This is a genomic window from Bradyrhizobium sp. CCGUVB1N3 (assembly GCF_024199925.1).
Lineage (GTDB): Bacteria > Pseudomonadota > Alphaproteobacteria > Rhizobiales > Xanthobacteraceae > Bradyrhizobium.
In genome coordinates this window covers 6,269,843-6,291,315 of sequence record NZ_JANADR010000001.1, presented here as the reverse complement: position 1 = coordinate 6,291,315, position 21,473 = coordinate 6,269,843, and the positions used below count along the sequence as shown (strand labels likewise).

Annotated in this window: 22 protein-coding genes; 14 read left to right on the top strand and 8 right to left on the bottom strand. The window is 64.9% G+C overall.

Annotation, left to right across the window (positions count from 1 at the left end):
• The first annotated feature begins 8 nt into the window (after positions 1 to 8).
• The 4 genes from NLM33_RS29975 (at position 9) to NLM33_RS29960 (ending at position 3,873) form a co-directional block, all read left to right on the top strand.
• Entirely contained in the window at positions 9 to 617 is a 609-nt protein-coding gene (locus tag NLM33_RS29975; RefSeq protein ID WP_254101552.1) for a Maf family nucleotide pyrophosphatase, read from the top strand.
• Between the two features lie 22 nt (positions 618 to 639).
• Entirely contained in the window at positions 640 to 1,239 is a 600-nt protein-coding gene (gene coaE, locus NLM33_RS29970) for a dephospho-CoA kinase (RefSeq protein ID WP_254105945.1), read from the top strand.
• Between the two features lie 20 nt (positions 1,240 to 1,259).
• Positions 1,260 to 1,982, top strand: coding sequence for a DNA polymerase III subunit epsilon (dnaQ, locus tag NLM33_RS29965; RefSeq protein ID WP_256570611.1), 723 nt, complete (start codon positions 1,260 to 1,262; stop codon positions 1,980 to 1,982).
• Positions 1,983 to 2,106: 124 nt separating this feature from the next.
• The gene (locus NLM33_RS29960) at positions 2,107 to 3,873 is read left to right on the top strand and encodes a serine hydrolase (RefSeq protein ID WP_254101547.1); all 1,767 of its coding nucleotides are present in this window, start codon (positions 2,107 to 2,109) and stop codon (positions 3,871 to 3,873) included.
• A gap of 93 nt (positions 3,874 to 3,966) precedes the next feature.
• On the opposite strand, the gene secB is transcribed toward NLM33_RS29960, so the two are convergent.
• Entirely contained in the window at positions 3,967 to 4,449 is a 483-nt protein-coding gene (secB, locus tag NLM33_RS29955) for a protein-export chaperone SecB (protein ID WP_254101545.1), read from the bottom strand.
• 398 nt (positions 4,450 to 4,847) lie between these two features.
• On the opposite strand from secB, the gene NLM33_RS29950 reads away from it, so the two are divergent.
• The 3 genes from NLM33_RS29950 to NLM33_RS29940 are packed head-to-tail and all read left to right on the top strand — an operon-like array spanning position 4,848 to position 7,724.
• A complete protein-coding gene (locus tag NLM33_RS29950; protein ID WP_254101543.1) occupies positions 4,848 to 5,552 on the top strand; it encodes a Tim44/TimA family putative adaptor protein in 705 nt (234 codons plus the stop codon).
• Positions 5,530 to 7,137, top strand: a complete 1,608-nt coding sequence (locus NLM33_RS29945) for a murein transglycosylase A (RefSeq protein ID WP_254101541.1) — start codon at positions 5,530 to 5,532, stop codon at positions 7,135 to 7,137. Before NLM33_RS29950 ends, NLM33_RS29945 begins: the two co-directional genes overlap by 23 nt.
• Complete coding sequence (locus tag NLM33_RS29940; protein ID WP_254101539.1) at positions 7,134 to 7,724, top strand: Smr/MutS family protein; 591 nt, start codon at positions 7,134 to 7,136, stop codon at positions 7,722 to 7,724. The genes NLM33_RS29945 and NLM33_RS29940 overlap by 4 nt, the downstream gene beginning before the upstream one ends.
• Positions 7,725 to 7,914: 190 nt before the next feature.
• Here the strand turns inward: NLM33_RS29940 and NLM33_RS29935 are convergent, their stop codons facing one another.
• The 4 genes from NLM33_RS29935 to hslV form a co-directional block, all read right to left on the bottom strand.
• Entirely contained in the window at positions 7,915 to 9,039 is a 1,125-nt protein-coding gene (locus NLM33_RS29935) for a hypothetical protein (protein WP_254101537.1), read from the bottom strand.
• 201 nt (positions 9,040 to 9,240) lie between these two features.
• On the bottom strand, positions 9,241 to 10,545 hold the full coding sequence (gene hslU, locus NLM33_RS29930; RefSeq protein ID WP_254101535.1) for an ATP-dependent protease ATPase subunit HslU: 1,305 nt from the start codon (positions 10,543 to 10,545) through the stop codon (positions 9,241 to 9,243).
• 53 nt (positions 10,546 to 10,598) lie between these two features.
• Positions 10,599 to 11,234, bottom strand: coding sequence for a DUF2585 domain-containing protein (locus NLM33_RS29925; protein ID WP_254101533.1), 636 nt, complete (start codon positions 11,232 to 11,234; stop codon positions 10,599 to 10,601).
• Positions 11,235 to 11,239: 5 nt separating this feature from the next.
• Positions 11,240 to 11,800 (bottom strand): ATP-dependent protease subunit HslV, encoded by a 561-nt coding sequence (gene hslV / locus NLM33_RS29920; RefSeq protein WP_212403250.1) that lies wholly within the window; start codon positions 11,798 to 11,800, stop codon positions 11,240 to 11,242.
• Positions 11,801 to 12,054: 254 nt separating this feature from the next.
• On the opposite strand from hslV, the gene hisB reads away from it, so the two are divergent.
• The 7 genes from hisB (at position 12,055) to coaA (ending at position 16,801) form a co-directional block, all read left to right on the top strand.
• Complete coding sequence (gene hisB / locus NLM33_RS29915; protein ID WP_254101532.1) at positions 12,055 to 12,648, top strand: imidazoleglycerol-phosphate dehydratase HisB; 594 nt, start codon at positions 12,055 to 12,057, stop codon at positions 12,646 to 12,648.
• Between the two features lie 68 nt (positions 12,649 to 12,716).
• Positions 12,717 to 13,247, top strand: coding sequence for a DUF2628 domain-containing protein (locus tag NLM33_RS29910; RefSeq protein ID WP_254101531.1), 531 nt, complete (start codon positions 12,717 to 12,719; stop codon positions 13,245 to 13,247).
• Positions 13,244 to 13,894, top strand: a complete 651-nt coding sequence (gene hisH, locus NLM33_RS29905) for an imidazole glycerol phosphate synthase subunit HisH (RefSeq protein WP_254101530.1) — start codon at positions 13,244 to 13,246, stop codon at positions 13,892 to 13,894. Before NLM33_RS29910 ends, hisH begins: the two co-directional genes overlap by 4 nt.
• Positions 13,882 to 14,628 (top strand): 1-(5-phosphoribosyl)-5-[(5-phosphoribosylamino)methylideneamino]imidazole-4-carboxamide isomerase, encoded by a 747-nt coding sequence (hisA, locus tag NLM33_RS29900; RefSeq protein ID WP_254101529.1) that lies wholly within the window; start codon positions 13,882 to 13,884, stop codon positions 14,626 to 14,628. Before hisH ends, hisA begins: the two co-directional genes overlap by 13 nt.
• Before the next feature lie 10 nt (positions 14,629 to 14,638).
• The gene (gene hisF / locus NLM33_RS29895; RefSeq protein ID WP_254101528.1) at positions 14,639 to 15,415 is read left to right on the top strand and encodes an imidazole glycerol phosphate synthase subunit HisF; all 777 of its coding nucleotides are present in this window, start codon (positions 14,639 to 14,641) and stop codon (positions 15,413 to 15,415) included.
• An 80-nt stretch (positions 15,416 to 15,495) separates the two neighbouring features.
• Positions 15,496 to 15,819, top strand: a complete 324-nt coding sequence (locus NLM33_RS29890) for a phosphoribosyl-ATP diphosphatase (protein ID WP_254101527.1) — start codon at positions 15,496 to 15,498, stop codon at positions 15,817 to 15,819.
• 25 nt (positions 15,820 to 15,844) lie between these two features.
• Positions 15,845 to 16,801, top strand: coding sequence for a type I pantothenate kinase (coaA, locus tag NLM33_RS29885; RefSeq protein ID WP_254101526.1), 957 nt, complete (start codon positions 15,845 to 15,847; stop codon positions 16,799 to 16,801).
• Positions 16,802 to 16,933: 132 nt separating this feature from the next.
• Here the strand turns inward: coaA and NLM33_RS29880 are convergent, their stop codons facing one another.
• From NLM33_RS29880 to NLM33_RS29870, 3 genes are all read right to left on the bottom strand, one after another.
• Positions 16,934 to 19,168 carry an ATP-binding protein gene (locus NLM33_RS29880; RefSeq protein ID WP_254101524.1) on the bottom strand — a complete coding sequence of 745 codons (2,235 nt, stop codon included), beginning with the start codon at positions 19,166 to 19,168 and terminating at the stop codon, positions 16,934 to 16,936.
• A 126-nt stretch (positions 19,169 to 19,294) separates the two neighbouring features.
• Positions 19,295 to 19,762: a hypothetical protein gene (locus tag NLM33_RS29875; protein ID WP_254101522.1), complete on the bottom strand. Its 468-nt coding sequence runs from the start codon at positions 19,760 to 19,762 to the stop codon at positions 19,295 to 19,297.
• A gap of 134 nt (positions 19,763 to 19,896) precedes the next feature.
• Positions 19,897 to 21,435 (bottom strand): YifB family Mg chelatase-like AAA ATPase, encoded by a 1,539-nt coding sequence (locus NLM33_RS29870; RefSeq protein ID WP_254101520.1) that lies wholly within the window; start codon positions 21,433 to 21,435, stop codon positions 19,897 to 19,899.
• Positions 21,436 to 21,473: the final 38 nt, after the last annotated feature.

Below are 21,473 nucleotides of genomic sequence, written 5' to 3'. Positions count from 1 at the left end.
TTTTCGCGATGACTTTCTGGCGCGGCAAATCTCGCTTGATCCTGGCCTCGCAAAGCCAGGCGCGAAAAATGCTGCTGGCGAATGCCGGGCTCGAGTTCGAGGCAAGACCTGCTGATATCGACGAGCGCGGCGTGCAGGAGGCCTCGAAGCTGTCCAGCCCGCGCGAGATCGCGCTGCTGCTGGCCCGTGAAAAGGCGAAAGCGGTCTCGGTTCAACATCCTGGCCGTCATGTCATCGGCGCCGACCAGACCTTGGCGCTCGGCGAGCGACTGTTCACAAAGCCGTCCGGCCGGAATCAGGCGATGGCGCAACTGCGTGATCTCGCTGGCCGCACGCATGAGCTGCACTCTGCGGTCGCCGTAGCGCGTGACGGCGCCGTCCTTTTCGAGGATGTTGCGGTGGCCCGCATGACCATGCGGCAAATGGCTGAGGCTGAACTCTCCACCTATCTCGATGCTGCCGGCGATACCGTCACCACCAGCGTCGGCGCCTATCAGCTCGAAAGCCTCGGAGTGCATCTGTTCGAGAAGATCGAAGGCGATCATTTCACCATTCTCGGCTTGCCGCTGTTGCCGCTGCTTGCGTTCCTGCGGCGCGAGCGGCTAGTTGCGGTTTGAACCGTCAAATGGCTGCGACCTGATGCTGATCCTCGGACTGACCGGCTCGATCGGGATGGGCAAATCCACCACCGCGAAACTGTTCGCGGAGGCCGACGTCCCCGTCTACGACGCCGACGCCGCCGTCCATCAACTCTATGAGGGTGAGGCCGCTCCTGCGATCGAAGCCGTTTTTCCCGGCACCACAGGGAACGGCAAGGTCGATCGTGCAAAACTGTCGGCGCGCGTGGTCGGCGATGCCGCGGCGATGAAGCAGCTCGAGCAGATCGTCCATCCGATGCTCGGCGCCTCGCGCCAGAAATTTTTCGCGGAAGCCGAGGCCAGGAAGGCGCCCGTCGTCGTCCTGGACATTCCGCTGCTGTTCGAGACCGGCGGCGAGAAGCGCGTCGATGCGGTCGTCGTGGTCACGACCTCACCAGAACTTCAGCGCGAGCGCGTGCTGGCGCGCGGCAGCATGGATCCCGAAAAGCTCGATGCCATCATCGCCAAGCAGATGCCCGATGCCGAGAAGCGCAAGCGGGCCGATTTCGTGGTGGATACCTCGCATGGACTCGATCCCGTGCGCGCGCAGATCAAGCACATCCTGGCCGAGGTCGTTAAGATGCCGCAGCGGCGAAGCTGATTCGCTCATCTGACCGGCTCCTGAAGAATATGCGCGAAATCGTTCTCGACACTGAAACAACCGGCCTTGATCCGCTGCGCGGCGACCGCCTGGTCGAGATCGGCTGCGTCGAGATCTTCAATCGCATGCCGACGGGGCAGACCTTTCACCGCTACATCAATCCTGAAAGGGACATGCCGGCGGAAGCCTTCGCGGTGCACGGCTTGTCGAGCGAGTTTCTCGCGACCAAGCCGCTGTTTCACGAGGTCGTCGACGAGTTCCTGGAATTCATCGGCGATGCACCGCTGGTGATCCACAACGCCTCGTTCGACATCAGCTTCATCAATGCCGAGCTCGACCGCATCAAGCGCGCCGCGATCCCGCGCGAGCGGCTGGTCGACACGCTTTTGCTGGCGCGGCGCAAGCATCCCGGCGTGTCGAACCGGCTCGACGATCTCTGCTCGCGCTATGCGATCGACAATACCCACCGCACAAAGCACGGTGCGTTGCTGGACTCCGAGCTGCTCGCGGAAGTCTATGTCGATTTGATCGGCGCCCGGCAGTCGCAGCTCATCCTGGCGTCGGAATCCGAGGAGATTCGTGTCAGGACGAATGGGGACATGCCGCGGCGGCAGCGGCCGGCACCGCTGGCCCCGCGCGTCAGCGAGGCCGAGCGCGCGGCCCATCGGGCCTTCATTGCGACGATGGGCGAAAAGGCGATCTGGAACGAGTATCTCGCGCAGCCGCCGGCTGGCCCAGTCTGACTTAGCCCGTTTGACTTAGCTAACCCATTCCCGATGCGCTGATGGCGATATCGACAGGGACAATCGTCACGCACCTCGTGTAGGTTCATCGTCCGGCAACCTCCGGCCGAAGAGAGAGTGCGCAATGTCCATCCAATCCGCGTCCATCCAGCCTGCCCCAGAAGACACCACCATCGCCACCCTCGTCCCTGAGCTCGATGCCCTCGCCGCGGAGGCAATGGCCGAGTGGAAGGTGCCGGCCGTGACGCTCGCGGTGGTGCAGAATGGCGAGACGGTGCTGCTCAGGGCCTGGGGCCAGCGCGATGTGGAAGCCGCGCTGCCGGCGACGCCGGACACGCAGTTCCTGATCTGCTCGATCACAAAAACCTTCACCGCCACGGCGCTGGCACTGCTAGTCGACGAGGGACGCCTCGACTGGAGAAAGCCCGTCCGCGATTACATCCCCGAATTCCGCCTGCACGATCCGGCCGCCACCGAGCGTGTCACCGTGCGCGACCTGCTCTGCCATCATTCCGGCCTGCCGCGCCACGACTGGATCTGGATTCCCGGCGATCTCTCGCGCGGCGAGATGCTGGCGGCGCTTCGTCACATCGAGCCGGCCCGCGATATCCGGACCGAATTTCAATACAACAACCTCGCCTACAACGTTGCCGGCATCGTCGCAGAGCGCGTCAGCGGTCTGAGTTACGAAGAGTTCGTCCGCTCGCGGCTGACGGACAAGCTGCACATGCCGGTCGGCTTTTCAGCCGAGGAGCATGCCGCGGCCGACAACGCCGCCGTTCCCTATTTGTTGGAGCGCGGCGACGAGCGCCTGCGTGCCAAATTCTTCCCCATTGCAACCACGGCCGCCGGCGCGATCGTCACCTCCGTCGCTGCGCTCGCCAACTGGATGAAATTTCTGTTGGCCGAAGGCGAATTCGAGGGCCAGCGCCTGCTTTCGCCTCAGCTCATCCGGGAGATGCAGTCGCCCCGCGTCTTCGGCGGAGCGCCCGAATTCGAGGAATTCGGCCATGGGCACTACGGGCTGGGCTTCAACCACACCGCCTATCGTGGCGAGCGCGCTGTCGGACATTCCGGCGGCTGGCTCGGCTGGCATACGCTGATGCGCTTGGTGCCCGAGCGGAAGCTCGGCATCGCCGTTTTCACCAACAACGGTGGCAACGTGGTGACGAGCATCCTGATCAACCGCATTCACGATCATCTCGCCGGCAAGCAGCACGTGCCGTGGCTGGACCGTTTCCGCGACATGCGCCGCAAGACGCTGGCGCAGCAGAAGTCGGACGAGGCGCAAAAGCGGGTGGCGTGCAAGCCGGACACGCGGCCGAGCCATGAACTCGCGGACTTTTGCGGCGCCTACGAGCACCCGGCCTATGGCCGTGTCGTCATCACGCTGGGCGGCGACAGCCTGCACTGGGCCTGGCGCGGCACGAAGGCTGCACTGGCCCATCGGCACTACGATTCGTTCCAGCTGCCCTATGTCTACGGCGAGCTGAACCCGGACGATCTCGTGGTCACCTTCACGACCGACCGCGACGGCAACATCGCGAGCCTCTCGGTCCAGCTCGAGGTTCTGGTCACTGACATCGTCTTCACCCGCGCGCCTGCTGGCGAATGCATGGACCCAGCCTTCCGCGCGGCCTGCACCGGCAGCTACACCCGTGGCGAGGCAACTCATGTCGTGACGGAGGATGCCGAGGGCCAGCTGACGCTGAAAATCCCGTTTCAGCCGCTCTACTGCCTGCGACCCTATCAGGGCTCAACCTTCGCAATTCTCCAGCTCGACGGCTACCGCGTCGAATTCCGCCGCGGCCCCACGGGCAACATCGACGAACTCGTCTACCATCAGCCGAACGGCACGTTCATCGCCAAGCGGGCCGAAGCAGCTTCGTAAGGTGGGTTAGCTAGAGCACGATCAGTTTTAGCACCTCTCCCCGCTGGGGAGAGGTGAACGCTGGCAACTCACCTCGAATTAAGTAGGCCTGCCTTAGCTCGGCTTGACCTGACCCTGTGCGGCCATCTGCCGCTCCATGTTCTGCCGGTAGAGGCCGACGAAATCGACCGGATCCAGCATCAGCGGCGGGAACCCGCCGTCACGCACGGCGGTGGCAATGATCTCGCGGGCGAACGGGAACAGGAGCCGCGGGCATTCGATCATGACCAGCGGATGCAGGTTCTCCTGCGGCACATTGACGATGCGGAACACGCCGGCATAGGCGAGCTCGAAGGAGAACATCACCTTGCCGGCGTTTTCGGCCTTGCCCTCGACCGAAAGCACGACCTCGTATTCGTGTTCCGAGAGGTTGTTGGCGTTGACGTTGATCTGGATGTTGATCTGGGGCTGCTGGCTCTGCGGCTGCAGCGAGACCGGGGCGTTCGGATTCTCGAACGACAGATCCTTGGTATATTGCGCCAGCACGTTGAGCTGCGGAGCCTGGCCTGCCTCGGGGGTGCCGTTTCCGTTGGTCATGAAAATGTCTCCTTACCCGAATGGGCCTGATATCGCGGCCGGTTGGCTAACATAGGCCCGCCTCGTTCCACAAGGACGAACGACCCCGGATTCGACCTCGCAGCAGCGTCGAAAAGGGTGGCCCCTTACCCGCTCCCGCTGGGCGGAGCACATCTTAAACGATTGAAGATGCGCGATTTCCCGGCAGGATCCGATTTCCCCTTAAGGATAAAACGCGCTACAATTCGCGCTGTGCCAAAAGGCGCCATTGGCCGGGCAAGATTTCGTGCCTACATCGCTTGATCTGAAGCGGACCTAAAAAGGTGATGTAGCCTTGCCGTTCCTGTATGGAACGGTTGACTGGCCGGACTGATTTCCCCGGCGAAGACCCTGAGCTGAGACCAGAGAGCGAACACGACGTGGACATCTACACCATCATCTTCCTAGCGCTGGCGGTCTTCATTTTCCTGCGCCTGCGCAGCGTGCTGGGGCAGCGAACCGGCAACGAGCGGCCCCCGTTCGACCGCACCGCCCGCAATGCTCTGCAGGGTGCCCAGGACAAGAACGTCGTGACCATGCCGGGCAAGGTGATCGACCAGGCTCCGCTGGCGCCGACCGCCGACGTCACGCAGCCCGCCGACCGCTGGAAAGGCCTGACTGAACCCGGCACAGCGCTGGGCCAGGGGCTGGACGCGATCGTCGAGAAGGACGCGTCCTTCGATCCGCGCCATTTCCTGTCCGGCGCCCGCGGCGCCTATGAGATGATCGTGCTCGCCTTTGCCAATGGCGACCGCCGGTCGCTGCGCGACCTCCTGTCCTCGGAAGTGTTCGAGAGCTTCGACGCCGCGATCAAGGATCGCGAGAAGAACGAGCAAAAGACCGAGACGCGCTTCGTCTCGATCGACAAGGCCGAGCTCGTCGGTGCCGAGATGCGCGACCGCACCGCGCAGCTCACCGTCCGCTTCGTCTCGCAGATGATTTCGGTGACGCGCGACAGGGCCGGCAACATCGTCGATGGGAACGCCGACAAGGTCGCCGACATCACCGACGTCTGGACCTTCGCCCGCGACACCACCTCTCGCGATCCGAACTGGAAGCTGGTTGGCACCGGAAGCGCGCATTAGGGCAGCCCTGACAAATTGCGCGACGGCGCTGTGCGCAGGTGCCGTCGCGCTGTCGTCGTTTTCGATCGGCGCCGAAGCGGCACGCCGTCATCACTACAGCCGCATTGCTCCCGAGATCGCCGCCCCGCCGCCGCGGGCCTTGCCCTACCCTCAGCTCGCCTTGCCGTTCGAGATTCCCGGCGCGCAATATCTGCCGCTCGCCTGGTCCGAGGTGGCCGGCTGGAGCGATGACGATCATCTTGCGGCCTACAAGGCGTTTCGCGCGAGCTGCAAATCGATCGCCGCGCAGCCGCCGCCGGTCGTCGAGCCCAAGATCGTCGAGCCCAAGGCCATTGGCGGTTCGCTCAGCGAGCCGTGCCGGATCGCCAAATCGCTCGAGCTCTCCGACGAGAGCAAAGCGAGGGCGTTTTTCGAAGAGCATTTTTCGCCGCTGCGCATCTCGCGGCTCGGCGAGGCCGATGGTTTCGTGACCGGCTATTACGAGCCGGTGCTCGACGGCTCGCACGTCCAGACCGACGTCTACAATGTCCCGGTCTATCGCCGCCCCTCTAACCTGTTCGTGCGCGGCTTCAAGCAGGATGCGCTGAGCCTGCCCAACAAGGGCCCGGTGTACCGCAAGATCGGTCGCCGCAAGCTGGTGCCCTATTACGATCGCGGCGAGATCGAGGATGGCGCGATCGCGGGCCGCGGCCTCGAGCTCGGCTGGCTCAAGGATCCGACGGACCTGCTGTTCGCGCAGATCCAGGGTTCGGCGCGGATCAAATTCGACGACGGCTCGACGATCCGAATCAACTACGACGCCTATAACGGCTATCCCTATACGGCGGTCGGACGCATCCTGATCGAGCGCGGCATCATCCCGAAAGAGGAGATGTCGATGCAGAAGATCAGGGAGTGGATGGCGCAAAACCCCGACGGCGCCAAGGAGCTCCGCCGCCAGAACCGCTCCTACATCTTCTTCCGCCAGGTCAACCTGTCCGACAAGGACGAGGCGGTCGGTGCGCAGGGTATTCCGCTGACGGCGGGCCGCTCGATTGCGGTCGACAAATCGCTGCATGTCTATGGCACGCCGTTCTTCATCGAGGGCGAGCTGCCGATCGACTCCGAGAAATCGAAGACGCCGTTCCATCGCCTGATGATCGCGCAGGACACGGGATCGGCCATCATCGGCCCCGCGCGGGCCGATCTCTATTTCGGCGCCGGCCAGGAGGCCGGCCGCGTCTCGGGTCGGCTGCGCCACAACATGCATTTCGTGATGCTGGTGCCCAAAAGCCTCGATCCCGTCGCGCGTGGTTCGAGACTGCCCCTGCCCGATCCGCGGCCATCGGCGAAGATCGCAAAGCTGTTTCCGCAAACAGCGCCGGTGCCCGAGCAAAAGGCCGGCGTGGCGCAGGCAGCCAAAGCTTCCGACGCCGCCAAACCTTCCGATGCTGCAAAGTCTGGCGCTGCGGCCTCAACAGTGTCACAAGCCAGGGACGCGGCCCTTGCGGTCGTCAGTCCCGTCCCGCTGCCCGAGCCGCGCCCCGCCATCAAACCCGTTCGCGAGCAGCGCAAGCACGTGCGCCGTCGTACCAGCCCGCAATGAAGCGATCGTCCCGTCCGCCTGTCCTGGACCCGCCACCCTCGCCTCGCCGCCGTGCGCTCAGCGAAGACGAGCGCGCGCTGTGGGAGACGGTTGCGAAGCAGGTCAAGCCGCTCCGAAAACGTCGCGTGACGAAGGCGGAGGCGGCGGCGCGCTCCGAAGTCTTGCCGGCTGCGCCTGCCGCAAGGCATCCAACGCCCGCGAGGCCGATTGTCCCCACGCCGGCGCCTCGCGTGATGAAGCCCGCCGTCCCGCCTTTGGCGCCGCTCGGCAAGCGCGAGCGCACAAAGCTGTCGCGTGGCCGCAGCGAGATCGACGCGCGGCTTGATCTGCACGGCATGACCCAGATGCGCGCCCACCGCGCGCTCTCAGGCTTCCTCCAGCGTGCCCATCACGACGGCCTGACCTTCGTGCTCGTCATTACCGGCAAGGGAAGGACCGGCGGCGAAAGCGGTGTGCTCCGCCGCCAGGTGCCGGAGTGGCTGAGCCTGCCGGAATTCCGCGCCTTCGTCGTCGGTTTCGAGGAAGCCAGCATCGGCCATGGTGGCGAGGGCGCGCTTTATGTGCGGATCAGGCGCGCGAGATATTAGGGAACTCGATTTAGCCGCTGACTCGCTGCGACCTCTCCCGCTTGCGGGAGAGGTCGCGCCGAAGGCGCGGGTGAGGGCTCTCTCCGCATCGGGAGTGTCCCATCGCGGAGACACCCTCTCCCCAACCCTCTCCCGCAAGCGGGAGAGGGAGCGCACCTCCATCGCGGTCGCGAGCAAACGTATCCGTCATTTAAAACGGCCGCACGATTCCGACGCGCGGGATCAGCGTGACGATCAAGCCAAAGACATTCGTCTTGCGATCCTCCGTTGGGATCGGCGTTGTTTCCTGCTTGGCCGGCAGCATCTTCACGGCGTGCAGGATCAGGAACATGCAGACCGCCCAGTTCGAGATCCAGCGCGAATAGTCGAACACCATCGCGAACATCACGACATAGGCGAGGCTGACACCAACGATGCCTGCGATGACGAGACGCCGGTGCGTCTCATCGGCGAGCGCGCGGATCAGGCGCGCGAAATAGCGCCACAGCGGCATGTGCAGCCAGATCAGCAGCGCAAAGACGGGCACGCCGAGAATGTTGTGGGGCATGCGGCCCCAGGTATCCGCAAGCTCCTTCGCCAAGGGCTGGTACCAGATGTAGCTGAATTGCAGGAGATCGGTGCGCGCCGGATCAGCCATCCGGCCCTTGAGGTACGCGACGAAATCGGTCTCCGGTACCGGCATCGTTCCCAGGAACTGCGCGGCGAAGAACAGCACAATGACACAGAGCAGCGCCGCGAGCCCGAACGCGACGTTCGCGCGAGTGATGCCGTGCCCGAGATAATGCCTGACGACGACGATCATGATGATCGTCGGCACATACATCAAGAGATGGATGTGGTGGATCAGGATCAGCACGATCGCGAAAAGCGCGGCCAGCGCAACATAGAGGATCGAGCGCGCCGGGATCAGCAGCAGCACGATCGCGAGTACGCAGCCATAGATGTCGAAATGGCCGAGCGTGTGCATGAAATTCTTCAGGAAGAACGGCGAGCCCGCGATGAACACGAACAGCGGCAGGGTTTTGTCGTTGAGACCGAAGACCCTGCGGAAAAGCTGAACGAACAGTGCAAGCGTCGCCAGCCACGTCACTCCGCCAAGCGCGAACACCAGCCACACCGGCACCTTGGTCGTGAACAGCGCAACGACGGCGCCGATCAGCGCGCGCTTGATGAAACCGAAATGATAGTCGACGAGCAGGTGGATGTAGGGGACGTAAGGCGGCAGCAGGATTTTGTGGATGAAGACGCCGGCGATCACGGCGGTGTTGATCGCGAGCAGCAGCCGCCAGGGGTTTTGCTGGATGCGCGCGATCACGCCGCACCGGAATTGGCGCGGGTTATCTCAGCCGTCGTCCCGGACAAGCTCACGTAGTGAGCGCAGATCCTGGACCCATAACCACAGGATCTAGTTTGGCGAAGATTGGTAACCCGCATCTCGCGCCGCAACTGCTCCCTGTGGTTATGGGTCCCGGCCTTCGCCGGGACGACGACTGATAAATAACGGAGCTTCACCGAATTACAAAATGAACCGGCTCAGATCGGCGTTCTTGGCGAGGTCGCCGATGTGCTTCTGCACGTAGTCGGCATTGATCTGGATGGTCTCGCCGTTGCGGTCGGGCGCGGTGAAGGAGATCTCGTCCAGCACCCGCTCCATCACCGTCTGAAGCCGCCGCGCGCCGATGTTCTCGACCGTCGAATTGACGGCGACCGCGATGTCGGCGAGCGCGTCGATGGCGCCGTCGGTGATGTCGAGCGTCACGCCTTCGGTCTGAAGCAGCGCGACGTATTGCTTGATCAGCGAGGCCTCCGGCTCGGTGAGGATGCGCCGCATGTCGTCGCGGGTCAGCGCCTGCAATTCGACGCGGATCGGCAGGCGGCCCTGCAATTCCGGCAGCAGGTCCGAGGGTTTTGCGACGTGGAAGGCGCCGGAGGCAATGAACAGGATGTGGTCGGTCTTCACCGTGCCGTGCTTGGTCGAGACGGTGGTGCCCTCGATCAGCGGCAGCAGGTCGCGCTGCACGCCCTCGCGCGAGACGTCGCCGCCGACGCGGCCGTCGCGCGCGCAGATCTTGTCGATCTCGTCCAGGAACACGATGCCGTTGTTCTCGACCGCGCCGATCGCCTCCAGCGTAAGCTGGTCGGTGTCCAGGAGCTTGTCAGATTCCTCGTTGACGAGGATCTCGTGCGAGCCCTCGACCGTCAGCCGCCGCGTCTTGGTGCGGCCGCCCAACTTGCCAAAGATGTCGCCGATCGAGATCGCGCCCATCTGCGAGCCCGGCATGCCCGGGATCTCGAACATCGGAAGGCCGCCGCCGGCGGACTGCGTCTCGATCTCGATTTCCTTGTCGTTGAGCTCGCCGGCGCGCAGCTTCTTGCGGAAGGATTCCCGCGTCGCCGAGCTGGCATTGGCCCCGACGAGGGCATCCAGCACGCGCTCCTCGGCGGCGAGCTGGGCGCGGGCCTGCACATCCTTGCGCTTCTTCTCGCGCACCTGGGCGATGGCGACCTCGACGAGATCGCGCACGATCTGCTCGACGTCGCGGCCGACATAGCCGACCTCGGTGAATTTTGTGGCCTCAACCTTGAGGAACGGCGCGTTGGCGAGCTTGGCCAGCCGCCGCGCGATCTCGGTCTTGCCGACGCCGGTCGGGCCGATCATCAGGATGTTCTTCGGCAGCACCTCCTCGCGAAGATTGCCGGTGAGCTGCTGGCGTCGCCATCGGTTCCGGAGCGCGATCGAGACGGCGCGCTTGGCCTCGGACTGGCCAACGATGAAACGGTCGAGTTCGGAAACGATTTCGCGGGGGGAGAAGTCTGTCATGGGACCTTAGCTAGGGTCAGAAACCGGCCGGGACAAGCCGCAATTTGCAGGGGTCAGATGATCGGCGGACCGGATTGCCATTGTTTCACGGCCTCGATCGGATGGACCAGCATCAGAATATTCAGCGTCAGATTGTCGCGAATATGGAGCGCCATCATGATCTCGAAGACGAGCCCGAGCAGGACGATGATCTTGACCGGCAGAGTGCGCGCCGCGAGGAAGCCGAGCACCATGAACAGCGTGTCGGAGACCGAATTGACGATGCTGTCGCCGTAATAATCCAGCGAGATCGTGCCGGCGCGATAGCGCTCGATGATGAAGGGCGAGTTCTCGACGATCTCCCAGGTGCCTTCGATCAGCATGGCGACGATCAGCCGCGCCGGCCAGGACAAACTCGGAAAGCTGAGTGGCAGGAACGGCAGGCGCGCGAACAGCAGCCAGGTCAATCCGTAGAACAGGAAGCCATGGAGGATGTGGGAGAAGCTGTACCAGTCGGCGATGTGCTGGGAATTCTCCGAGCTGTTCACCACGCCGTGCCAGAGCTTGACATAGCCGCAGGTGCAGATCGGCACCCGGCCCATCGCAAACAGGATCGAGGCTTGCAGCGCCAGCAGCAGCAATGCGATTGCGACCCAGTGCACCGGCAACAGGGTGGGTGTGGTTGTGCTCGTGCTGCGGGCCAGCGTCATTCTGGCTAGCCGCTCGACAGGCTTTCGATCGTCACGTTGCGGTTGGTGTAGACGCAGATGTCGGCGGCGATGTCGAGCGAGCGGCGGACGATGGTCTCGGCGTCCTTGTCGGTGTCGAGCAGGGCGCGGGCCGCGGCCAGCGCGTAGTTGCCGCCCGAGCCGATCGCCATGACGCCGGCCTCTGGCTCCAGCACGTCGCCGGTCCCGGTCAGGACCAGGGAGACGTCCTTGTCGGCCACGATCATCATGGCTTCCAGCCGCCGCAGGTACCGGTCGGTGCGCCAGTCCTTGGCGAGCTCGACCGCGGCCCGGGTCAGCTGCCCCGGATACTGCTCGAGCTTGGATTCCAACCGCTCAAAGAGCGTGAAGGCGTCGGCGGTCGCACCCGCAAAGCCGCCGATCACGTCGCCCTTGCCGAGCTTGCGGACCTTTTTGGCGTTGGACTTGATCACGGTCTGGCCGATCGAGACCTGGCCGTCGCCGCCGACCACCACCCGGCCGCCCTTGCGGACGGTTACGATCGTAGTGCCGTGCCAGACCGGCGAGCTGTTCTGGGAATCCTGCATGAACTACCTCGTTGTCCGGCCTGATTTAGGCGGTCCGGCCCAAGGGCACAACAGGCGTACAACAGGCCGCTCCGGCCCTAAATTCGCTCACCATAGGCCGAAGTAGAGCCCTGCTGGGAGCATCCCGCAGTAGCGAAGGCGTCATTTGGCTGTTAAAAGACCGCCGTTTTCGGCCCTAACCAGCATGATCCGGAAAAGTGGGCACCGGTTTTCCGAGGAGATCATGCTCACATTATGAGTGAAAGCTCGCTTCAATGCGCACCGCGACGATCAAGCGCAAGACCAAGGAAACCGACATCGAGGTATCCGTGAACCTCGATGGATCCGGCGTGTCCAATATTGCGACCGGAATCGGCTTTTTCGACCATATGCTCGATCTCCTCGCCCGCCATTCCCGCATCGACCTCACGGTCAAGGCGGTGGGCGACCTGCACATTGATTATCACCATACGACCGAAGACACCGGCATCGCGCTCGGCCAGGCCGTCAAGCAGGCGCTCGGCAACATGGCGGGCATCACCCGCTATGCCAGCGTCCACATGCCCATGGACGAGACGCTGTCGCGGGTCGTCATCGACATCTCGGGCCGTCCGGTCCTGGTGTTCAAGGCCGACTTTCCCCGCGACAAGATCGGCGAGTTCGACACCGAGCTCGTGCGCGAGTGGTTCAACGCCTTCGCCATGAACGCCGGCGTGACTCTCCACGTCGAGACCCTATATGGCGAGAACAGCCACCATATCGCCGAATCCTGCTTCAAGGGTCTGGCGCGGGCGCTGCGCACCGCCGTGGCGATCGATCCGCGGGCGGCGGGCGAAGTGCCCTCCACCAAGGGTTCGCTCGGCGGCTGACATCTCCGTCTTGCGGCGATGAGCGCCGCCGGCGGTATCAAATATCTTCTGAGAACGGGGCATCCGACATGCCTGCCTACACAGTTCATGCTCCCGGCCCCAGCGGCGCGGACCTGCGCGCGATGGACAACTTCGTCTTCGTGCGCGACGGCTTTCATGTCTGGGCGATGATCTACGGCCCATTCTGGCTGTTGTGGCACCGGCTGTGGCTGGCGCTGCTCGGCTGGGTGATCCTCTTCGCCGCGTTCCAGGCTGGGCTTTCGAGCGTTGGCGTCGGCCGCTCCTCGATCTTCTTTGCCGATATTGTCCTCGCCCTCCTGATGGGCCTCGAGGCGTCGAGCCTGCGCCGCTGGACGCTGTCGCGCGGCAATTGGCGTCAGCTCGACGTCGTCATCGGCGACGATCGCGACACCGCCGAGCGCCGCTTCTTCGAGCGCTGGAGCCAGAAGCAGCGCGGCATCGTCAATGATCAATGGGCCGTCGATCGTGGCGGTCCGCCCCCGACCCGCTCCGTCCCGGGTCAGCCGTTCTCGAACCCGCCGCCGCTTCCGTCCGGTGGCATCATTGGATTGTTTCCAGAACCGGGAGGGTCACGATGAGCGTCGCCATCATCGATTACGGTTCGGGCAATCTGCATTCCGCCGCAAAAGCCTTCGAGCGCGCCGCGCGCAGCCTGGAGGACGGGCAGAAGGTCTTCGTGACGAGCGATCCGGATCAGGCCTACGGCGCCGATCGTCTCGTGCTGCCCGGTGTCGGCGCCTTCGCCGATTGCCGTCGCGGGTTAGATGCCGTCAACGGCATGGTCGAGGCGATCACCGAAGCGGTGCGCGTGAAGGCGCGGCCGATGTTCGGCATCTGCGTCGGCATGCAGCTGTTCGCGAGCCGCGGCAAGGAGCATGTCGTCACCGAAGGCCTGAACTGGATTGCCGGCGACGTCGAAAAGATCACGCCGCGCGATGAAAACCTGAAGATCCCGCACATGGGCTGGAACACGCTCGACGTCCTGCGCGAGCATCCGGTGCTGGAAAAGCTGCCGCTGGGGCCGAAGGGCCAGCACGCCTATTTCGTGCACTCCTACCACCTCAATGCCGCCAACGAAGCGGACGTGCTTGCGCGCGCCGACTATGGCGGGCCGGTCACGGCGATCGTGGCCAAGGACACCGCCATCGGCACCCAGTTTCACCCCGAGAAGAGCCAGCGCTTCGGCCTCGCTTTGATCTCGAACTTTTTGAGATGGAAGCCGTGATCCTCTTCCCCGCTATCGACCTCAAGAACGGTCAGTGCGTGCGCCTGGAGCAAGGCGACATGGCGCGCGCCACCGTGTTCAACCTCGATCCCGCAGCGCAGGCGCAGAGCTTCGCCGCGCAAGGGTTTGAATATCTCCACGTCGTCGATCTCGACGGTGCCTTCGCCGGCAAGCCCGTGAACGCGCAAGCCGTCGAAGCCATGCTGAAGACGATCAAGATGCCGGTTCAGCTCGGCGGCGGCATTCGCGATCTTGCGACCGTCGAAGCCTGGCTGGCCAAGGGCATCACCCGCGTCATCATCGGCACGGCTGCCGTGAGGGATCCGGAGCTGGTGAAGAGCGCTGCGAGGAAATTTCCGGGCCGCGTCGCCGTGGGGCTCGATGCCCGCGACGGCAAGGTCGCCGTCGAAGGCTGGGCCGAGACCTCGCAGGTGACGGTGCTCGAGATCGCGCAGCGTTTCGAGGATGCCGGCGTTGCCGCCATCATCTTCACCGACATTGCCCGCGACGGCCTGCTCAAGGGCCTGAACCTCGATGCGACCATCGCGCTGGCGGATAGCATCTCCATCCCCGTGATCGCCTCGGGCGGCCTCGCCTCGATCGAGGACGTCAAGGCGATGCTGACGCCGCGGGCGAAAAAGCTTGCGGGTGCGATCGCCGGCCGTGCGCTCTATGACGGCAGGCTCGATCCGGCTGCGGCGCTCACCTTGATCCGCAACGCGCGCGCCGCCTAGGAGACATCAGATGTTCAAGGTGCGCGTGATCCCCTGCCTCGACGTCAAGGACGGCCGGGTCGTCAAGGGCGTCAACTTCGTCGACTTGCGCGATGCGGGCGATCCCGTCGAGGCGGCGATCGCCTATGACGCCGCCGGCGCCGACGAGCTCTGCTTTCTCGACATCACCGCGACCCATGAGAACCGCGGCATCATGCTGGACGTGGTCCGGCGCACGGCGGAAGCCTGCTTCATGCCGGTCACCGTCGGCGGCGGGGTGCGCAAGGTCGACGATATCAAGACGCTGCTGCGCTCGGGCGCCGACAAGGTCTCGATCAACAGTGCCGCGGTGTCGCGGCGCGAGTTCGTCAAGGAAGCCGCCGAAAAGTTCGGCGAGCAGTGCGTGGTGGTCGCGATCGACGCCAAGCGCGTCAAGCGCCCCGGCGGCTCCGACCGCTGGGAGATTTTCACCCATGGCGGGCGCAACTCGACCGGCATCGATGCCATCGAATATGCCCAGGAGGTGGTGTCGCTGGGGGCTGGTGAAATCTTGCTCACCTCGATGGACCGCGACGGCACCAGGCAGGGCTTTGACATCCCGCTGACCCGGGCGATCGCCGACAGCATTCCCGTCCCCGTGATCGCCTCGGGCGGCGTCGGCAATCTCGATCACCTCGTCGACGGCATCCGCGACGGCCATGCCACCGCGGTGCTGGCGGCGTCGATCTTCCACTTCGGGGAATTTACCATCCGCGAGGCCAAGGACCATATGGCCAGGCGCGGCCTGCCGATGCGGCTGGATGCCTGACGACTCCACTTCGTAAAAATGCTACACAGGCAAGCCTGGACCGGCCCTGTGAGGCTGGCGTGTGTTTCTGAGTATTTCGTATGTCGCGTTTCACGATCCACGATCTGGCCGCAACCATCGATGCCCGCGCCGCGGCTGGTGGCGAGGTGTCCTATACCCGCAAGCTCCTGGACAAGGGAGCGGAACATTGCGCGAAAAAGTTCGGCGAGGAAGCAGTCGAAACCGTAATCGCAGCAGTCGAAAACGATCGCGCGCATCTGATCGCTGAAAGCGCCGACCTGCTCTACCACTTCCTTGTGCTGCTCAAGGCGCGTGGCGTAAAGCTGGAAGAGGTCGAGGCGGCGCTGGACAAGCGGACGTCAATGTCAGGGTTGGAAGAGAAGGCTTCGCGCAAGAGCGAGTAGCAAAAGCGAGTAGAAAGGCTGCGTCATGGATATCCGCGCACCCGAGCAGCAGTACAATCCGTACCGCGTCTACACGCGCGAGCAGTGGTCGCGGTTGCGCGACGATACGCCGATGACGCTGGAGCCGGGCGAGTTCGACCGCCTCCGTTCGATGCATGACCGCCTCGATTTGCAGGAGGTCGAGGACATCTACCTGCCGCTGTCGCGCCTGCTCTCGATCTATGTCGACGCCATGCAGCGCCTGTATTATTCGCAGCGCCAGTTCCTCAACATCCGCGATCGCAAGATGCCCTACATCATCGGCGTCGCTGGTTCCGTCGCGGTCGGAAAATCCACCACGGCCCGCGTGCTTCAGGCGCTGCTCGCCCGCTGGTCGCCGCGGCCGAAGGTGGATCTGATCACCACGGACGGCTTTCTCTATCCCAATGCCGTGCTCGAGCGGCAGGGCATCATGCAGAAGAAGGGTTTTCCGGAGAGCTACGACCTGCCGCTGCTGCTCGGCTTCCTTTCCGACATCAAGGCCGGCCGCCACCCCGTGCGCGCGCCGGTCTATTCGCATCTGACCTACGACATCGTGCCGAACCAGTGGGCCGAGATCGACCAGCCGGATATTTTGATCGTCGAGGGCGTCAACGTGCTGCAGACCGGCAAGCTGCCGCGTGACGGCAAGGCGGTGCCAGTCGTCTCCGACTTCTTCGATTTCTCGGTCTATATCGACGCCGACGAGGCGGCGCTGCGGCAATGGTACGTCAAGCGCTTCCTGGCGCTGCGTGACACCGCGTTCACCAATCCAAAGTCCTACTTCAACCGCTATGCGCTGCTCTCCGACGATGAGGCCACCGCCACCGCGATCGCGATCTGGGAGCGCACCAACCTCGCCAATCTCGAGGACAACATCCTGCCCACCCGCCCCCGCGCGACGCTGATCCTGAAGAAGGGCGCCGACCATGTGGTGGAAAGCGTGGCGCTGCGACGGCTGTAGTTTTTGCTTTGTAGGGTGGGCAAAGGCGCGCTCTTCGCGCGCCGTGCCCACCATCCATCCGCGGTGTCGAACGTGAATGGTGGGCACGGCGCAAGTGCGCCTTTGCCCACCCTACGGCTCCGTCGATTGTGGCTACACCGCCAGGTGCCTTGACGCCGCCAGCCCCGCCAGCGCCTCTTCCAGCTTCTCGCGGTCGAGCGGCTTGATCAAAAATCCGTCCATGCCCGCTTCGAAACAGGCATAGCGGTCTTCCACCAGCGTGTTCGCGGTCAGCGCCAGGATCGGCGTGCGGCGGCCGCCCTCGCCTGCTTCATGCGTGCGGATGCGCATTGCCGCTTCGATGCCGTCGAGCTGCGGCATCTGGATATCCATCAGCACGAGATCATACGGCGTAGCCGCCGATTTCGCCGCGAGCCAGGATTCCAGCGCCGCTTCGCCATGGGTCGCGATCACGACGCGATGCCCAAGCCGCGTCAGCAGCGATCGCATCAACAGCGCGTTGATCTCGTTGTCTTCAGCGACCAGGATCGACAGACCCTTTGTCACGGCGGTCGGCGTCACGGGTGCCTCGGCCGGCGGCTCCGGCGCAAGCTCGGGCGAAGCGACCTCCGGCGTCAGCGACAGGCGTGCGGCCAGCGAGGCGGCGCGCAGCGGCTTCACCAGATAACCCGTGAAGGCCGGCGACAAGGCCTCGTGCCGCGTGGCGGGCGTGAGCAGCACCAGCCGTTGCACGGCGTGGCTGCGGGCCGCATCGCCGAGCCGCGCCGCCACCTCCGGACCGAGCGCGCGATCGATCAGCACGGCATGCCAGGAGCGCTCCGGCAGCAACGCCAGCGCCACGTCTACGTCCGAAACCGTGCAGGTCTGGCCGCCCCAGCGCTCCAGCCGCCGCGCGACCAGCGAGGCCTCGATGCCGGAGCCAGCGATCAGCAGAATCGATTTGCCGGTGAGGTCGGGACTCGGGAACGTCGCCTGTCCCGCGCTTGCCTCGACGGGCGTGAGCGGAATCGAGACCGCGAAGGTCGATCCCCTGCCCGGCTCGCTCTCCAGCGTGATCCGGCCGCCCATGCGCTTGACGATGCGCTCGCTGATCGCAAGGCCAAGGCCGGTGCCGCCATAGGTGCGCGCGACGCGCTCGTCGGCCTGCTCGAATTCGCGGAAGATGCGCGACTGCGCCTCGGGCGCGATCCCGATGCCGGTGTCGCGCACCAGAAAGCTGATTTCGTTCGGCCACAGGCCGGGCTCGACGATCAGCGCGACGCCGCCGTGCGAGGTGAACTTGATGGCATTGCCGGCGAGGTTGAGCAGCACCTGGCGCAGCCGCGCGGCATCGCCGACGACGTCGAGCGGCAGGCGCTCGTCGACGTAAGCCGCGATCTCGAGGTCTTTTGCCTGCGCGCGCGGCGCCAGCAGCTCGGTGGTCTCCTCGATCAGGGTCGACAAAGCGAAGGGCCGCTGCTCGAGGTCGAGCTTGCCGGCCTCGATCTTGGAATAGTCGAGCAGCTCCTCGATCAGCGCGGTCAGCGCTTCGCCCGAGGTTTTCACAGCCCGCGCGTAGGTCGTCTGCTCCGGCGTCAGCGTGGTGTCGAGCAGCAGGCTGCTCATGCCGATGATGCCGTTGAGCGGCGTGCGGATCTCGTGGCTCGCCATCGCGAGGAAGCGCGACTTGGCGCGGTTGGCCGCATCGGCCTGGTCGCGGGCCTCCGAAAGCGCGCGCTCGGTCTCGGTGCGATCGGTGACGTCGCGGCCGACGCTCTGCAGCTCGGCCGGCTGGCCGGCGTCCAGCCGCACAAAACCCTCGCGCCAGGCGATCCAGCGTGCGCCGATCGGGGTTGCGATCCTCTGGTCGTGGACGCGTGTGCCGTTACTCTCGAGCGCGCCGTCGCCCTGCTCCAGCACGTCGAAATTGAAGCGCGTGCCGACAAGTGCGCCGCGCGCCTGCCCGGCAAGCTCGCAATAGGCGTCGTTGGCAAAGGTGATGCGCCCCTGGTGATCGCGCAGCACGATGAGATCACCTTGCGATTCGAAGAGACTGCGCGCGCGCTCTTCCGCCTCTTTCAGCTCCCAATTGCGATCGACCAGCGCCTCGTTATGTGTCGCGAGCGTACGCAGCCGCTTGTTGACGAAGCGCAGCCGCATGCTGAGCGTGGCAAGCCCAAGGCAGGCGAGGGCGAACAGGAAGCTCGCGCCGATCGCAAAGGCGTTGGGATCGTAGCCGGACTTCTCGGCCCGGCTGCCGGCGATGAAGCCGTAGGCGCCGCCGAACGTCGCCGAAAAGATCATGAAGGAGCGGATCGCGAAGGCGATCCTGGGATGGCGGCGCCTGAAGCGGCGCATGCGCACTTTGATCCGGAACGAGCGACCCATCGCCAAAGATCCTGACTCTGCCTAAAATACTTCTGCCCGCCCTCGGTGACGATGTGTCATCCAACCTTGCGAACAGTTTGAGGTTTTGCGGTCGGCTCAAAACAAGGTTGATGAGACGTTAACGCCTCAGAGCGAGGCAGCCTGCAGATGGCGGTGCCCACCGGCAGCACCGACGATCAGCGCGGCGGCATCGCGGGCCGAGAACGTCTTGGACCGCACATAGATGCGGTAGTCCGCCGGCCCTGCGCCCGAGAGATAGATCACCGGGCTGTCGCGGCTCGGATGCGCGGAGATCGCGACGAGGCGCGTTGCCGCGCTGGCCTGGCAGGCGTCCGTCTCGGCGGTCGGGGTGTCGTCGACGAGGACGAAATCCGCAGCTTCTGCCGTCTCGGTGATCTGTACGCGGACGGTGGCGCGGGTGGGGTCGTCGGTGAAGGCAACATGCAGGCCGGCCGTCCAGGGGACCGATGCGAGCTCGACCGGAGTCTCGCCGAAGGCGATGCAGGGATGCGATGCCGATCCGGTACCGCCACGCACGAACACCGCCGCCGCCATCAAGGGAACAACCGAAGCCAGGATCTTGAAACGCAACATGACACTCTACTCGCCCGAGGACTCGCCCCAAGAACGCGCCCAAGGCCCAGGGAACGGCCGTGATGAACGCGTGGCCCTTATGGTTTGCAGAGCGTAAAGGAAACTCGTTACCGTCGGGTTGATACGAATGGTCGTCACGCCAGCTGGCGCACATCCTCCGCGAGTGCGCGGTAGGAGAGCGCCTCGGCGAGATGCAGCCGGCCGATCTTGTCGGCATTGTCGAGGTCGGCCAGCGTTCGCGCCACCCGCAGCACGCGGTGATAGCCGCGCGCCGACAGCCGCATGGTCTCGGCGGCATCGCGCAGCAGCTTTTGGCCCTGCGCGTCGGGTTTTGCGATTTCTTCCAGCACCGAGGCCGGCGCCTCGGCATTGGTGCGCACGTTCGGCAATCCCGCGGCCTGATAACGTGCGAGCTGAACGTCGCGGGCCGCGGCGACGCGCGCGGCGACCTCGGCGGAGCCTTCCGCCGGTGGCGGCAGGATCAGGTCGGCTGCGGTCACTGCCGGCACCTCGATACGCAGATCGATGCGGTCCATCAGGGGACCGGAGATGCGCGCCTGATAGTCCGCGGTGCAGCGATCGATGCGGCCGCGCTTGCAGGCATAGCCCGGCTCGAAGGCGTTGCCGCAACGGCACGGATTCATCGCCGCGACCAGCATGAAGCGGGCAGGGTAGGTGACGCGGTGATTGGCGCGCGACACCGAGACCTCGCCGTTCTCCAGCGGCTGGCGCAGCGAATCCAGCACGCGCGGGTCGAACTCCGGAAGCTCGTCGAGAAACAGCACGCCCTGATGCGCGAGCGAGATCTCGCCGGGCTTTGCGCGCATGCCGCCACCGGTCAGTGCGGCCATGCTGGCGGAATGATGCGGCGAGCGGAACGGCCGCCGCGCGGTCAGTGCGCCGCCTTGGATTTCGCCGGCGACGGAGGCGATCATCGAGACTTCCAGAAGTTCGCCCGGCGACAGCGGCGGCAGGATCGAGGGCAGGCGGGCGGCCAGCATCGATTTGCCGGCGCCGGGCGCGCCGATCATCAGCAGGTGATGTCCGCCGGCCGCCGCGATCTCCAGCGCGCGCTTGGCGCTCTCCTGGCCCTTGATGTCACGCAGGTCGAGCGGGGAGGGTGCCGCCTCGTGCACCTTCGGTGAGGGCCGCGACAGCACCTGCGTGCCCTTGAAGTGGTTGGCGATCTGGATCAGCGAGCTGGCGGCGATGATCTGGATGTCCGGGCTCGCCCAGGCGGCTTCCGAGCCGCAGGCCGCCGGACAGATCAGTCCCTCCTCGCGGGTATTGGCGCCGATCGCGGCCGGCAGCACGCCGGCGACCGGTGCGATCGAGCCGTCGAGGCCGAGCTCGCCGAGCACCGTGAAACCCGTGAGGGCATCCGGCGGGATGGCGCCGATCGCCGCCATCAGCCCAAGCGCAATCGGCAGGTCGTAATGGCTGCCTTCCTTGGGCAGATCGGCCGGCGCCAGATTGACGATGATCCGCCGCGCCGGCAGCGCGAGCCCCGAGGCGATCAGCGCCGAGCGCACCCGCTCGCGGGCCTCCGAGACCGCCTTGTCCGGAAGACCGACGATGGCAAAGGCCGGCAAGCCGGGCGCGACCTGCACCTGCACGTCGACCGCGCGGGCCTCGATCCCCTCAAAGGCGACGGTAGAAACCCGCTGAACCATGCTCGAACCAGCCTGCCCTCATGCACAATCGAGGGTAG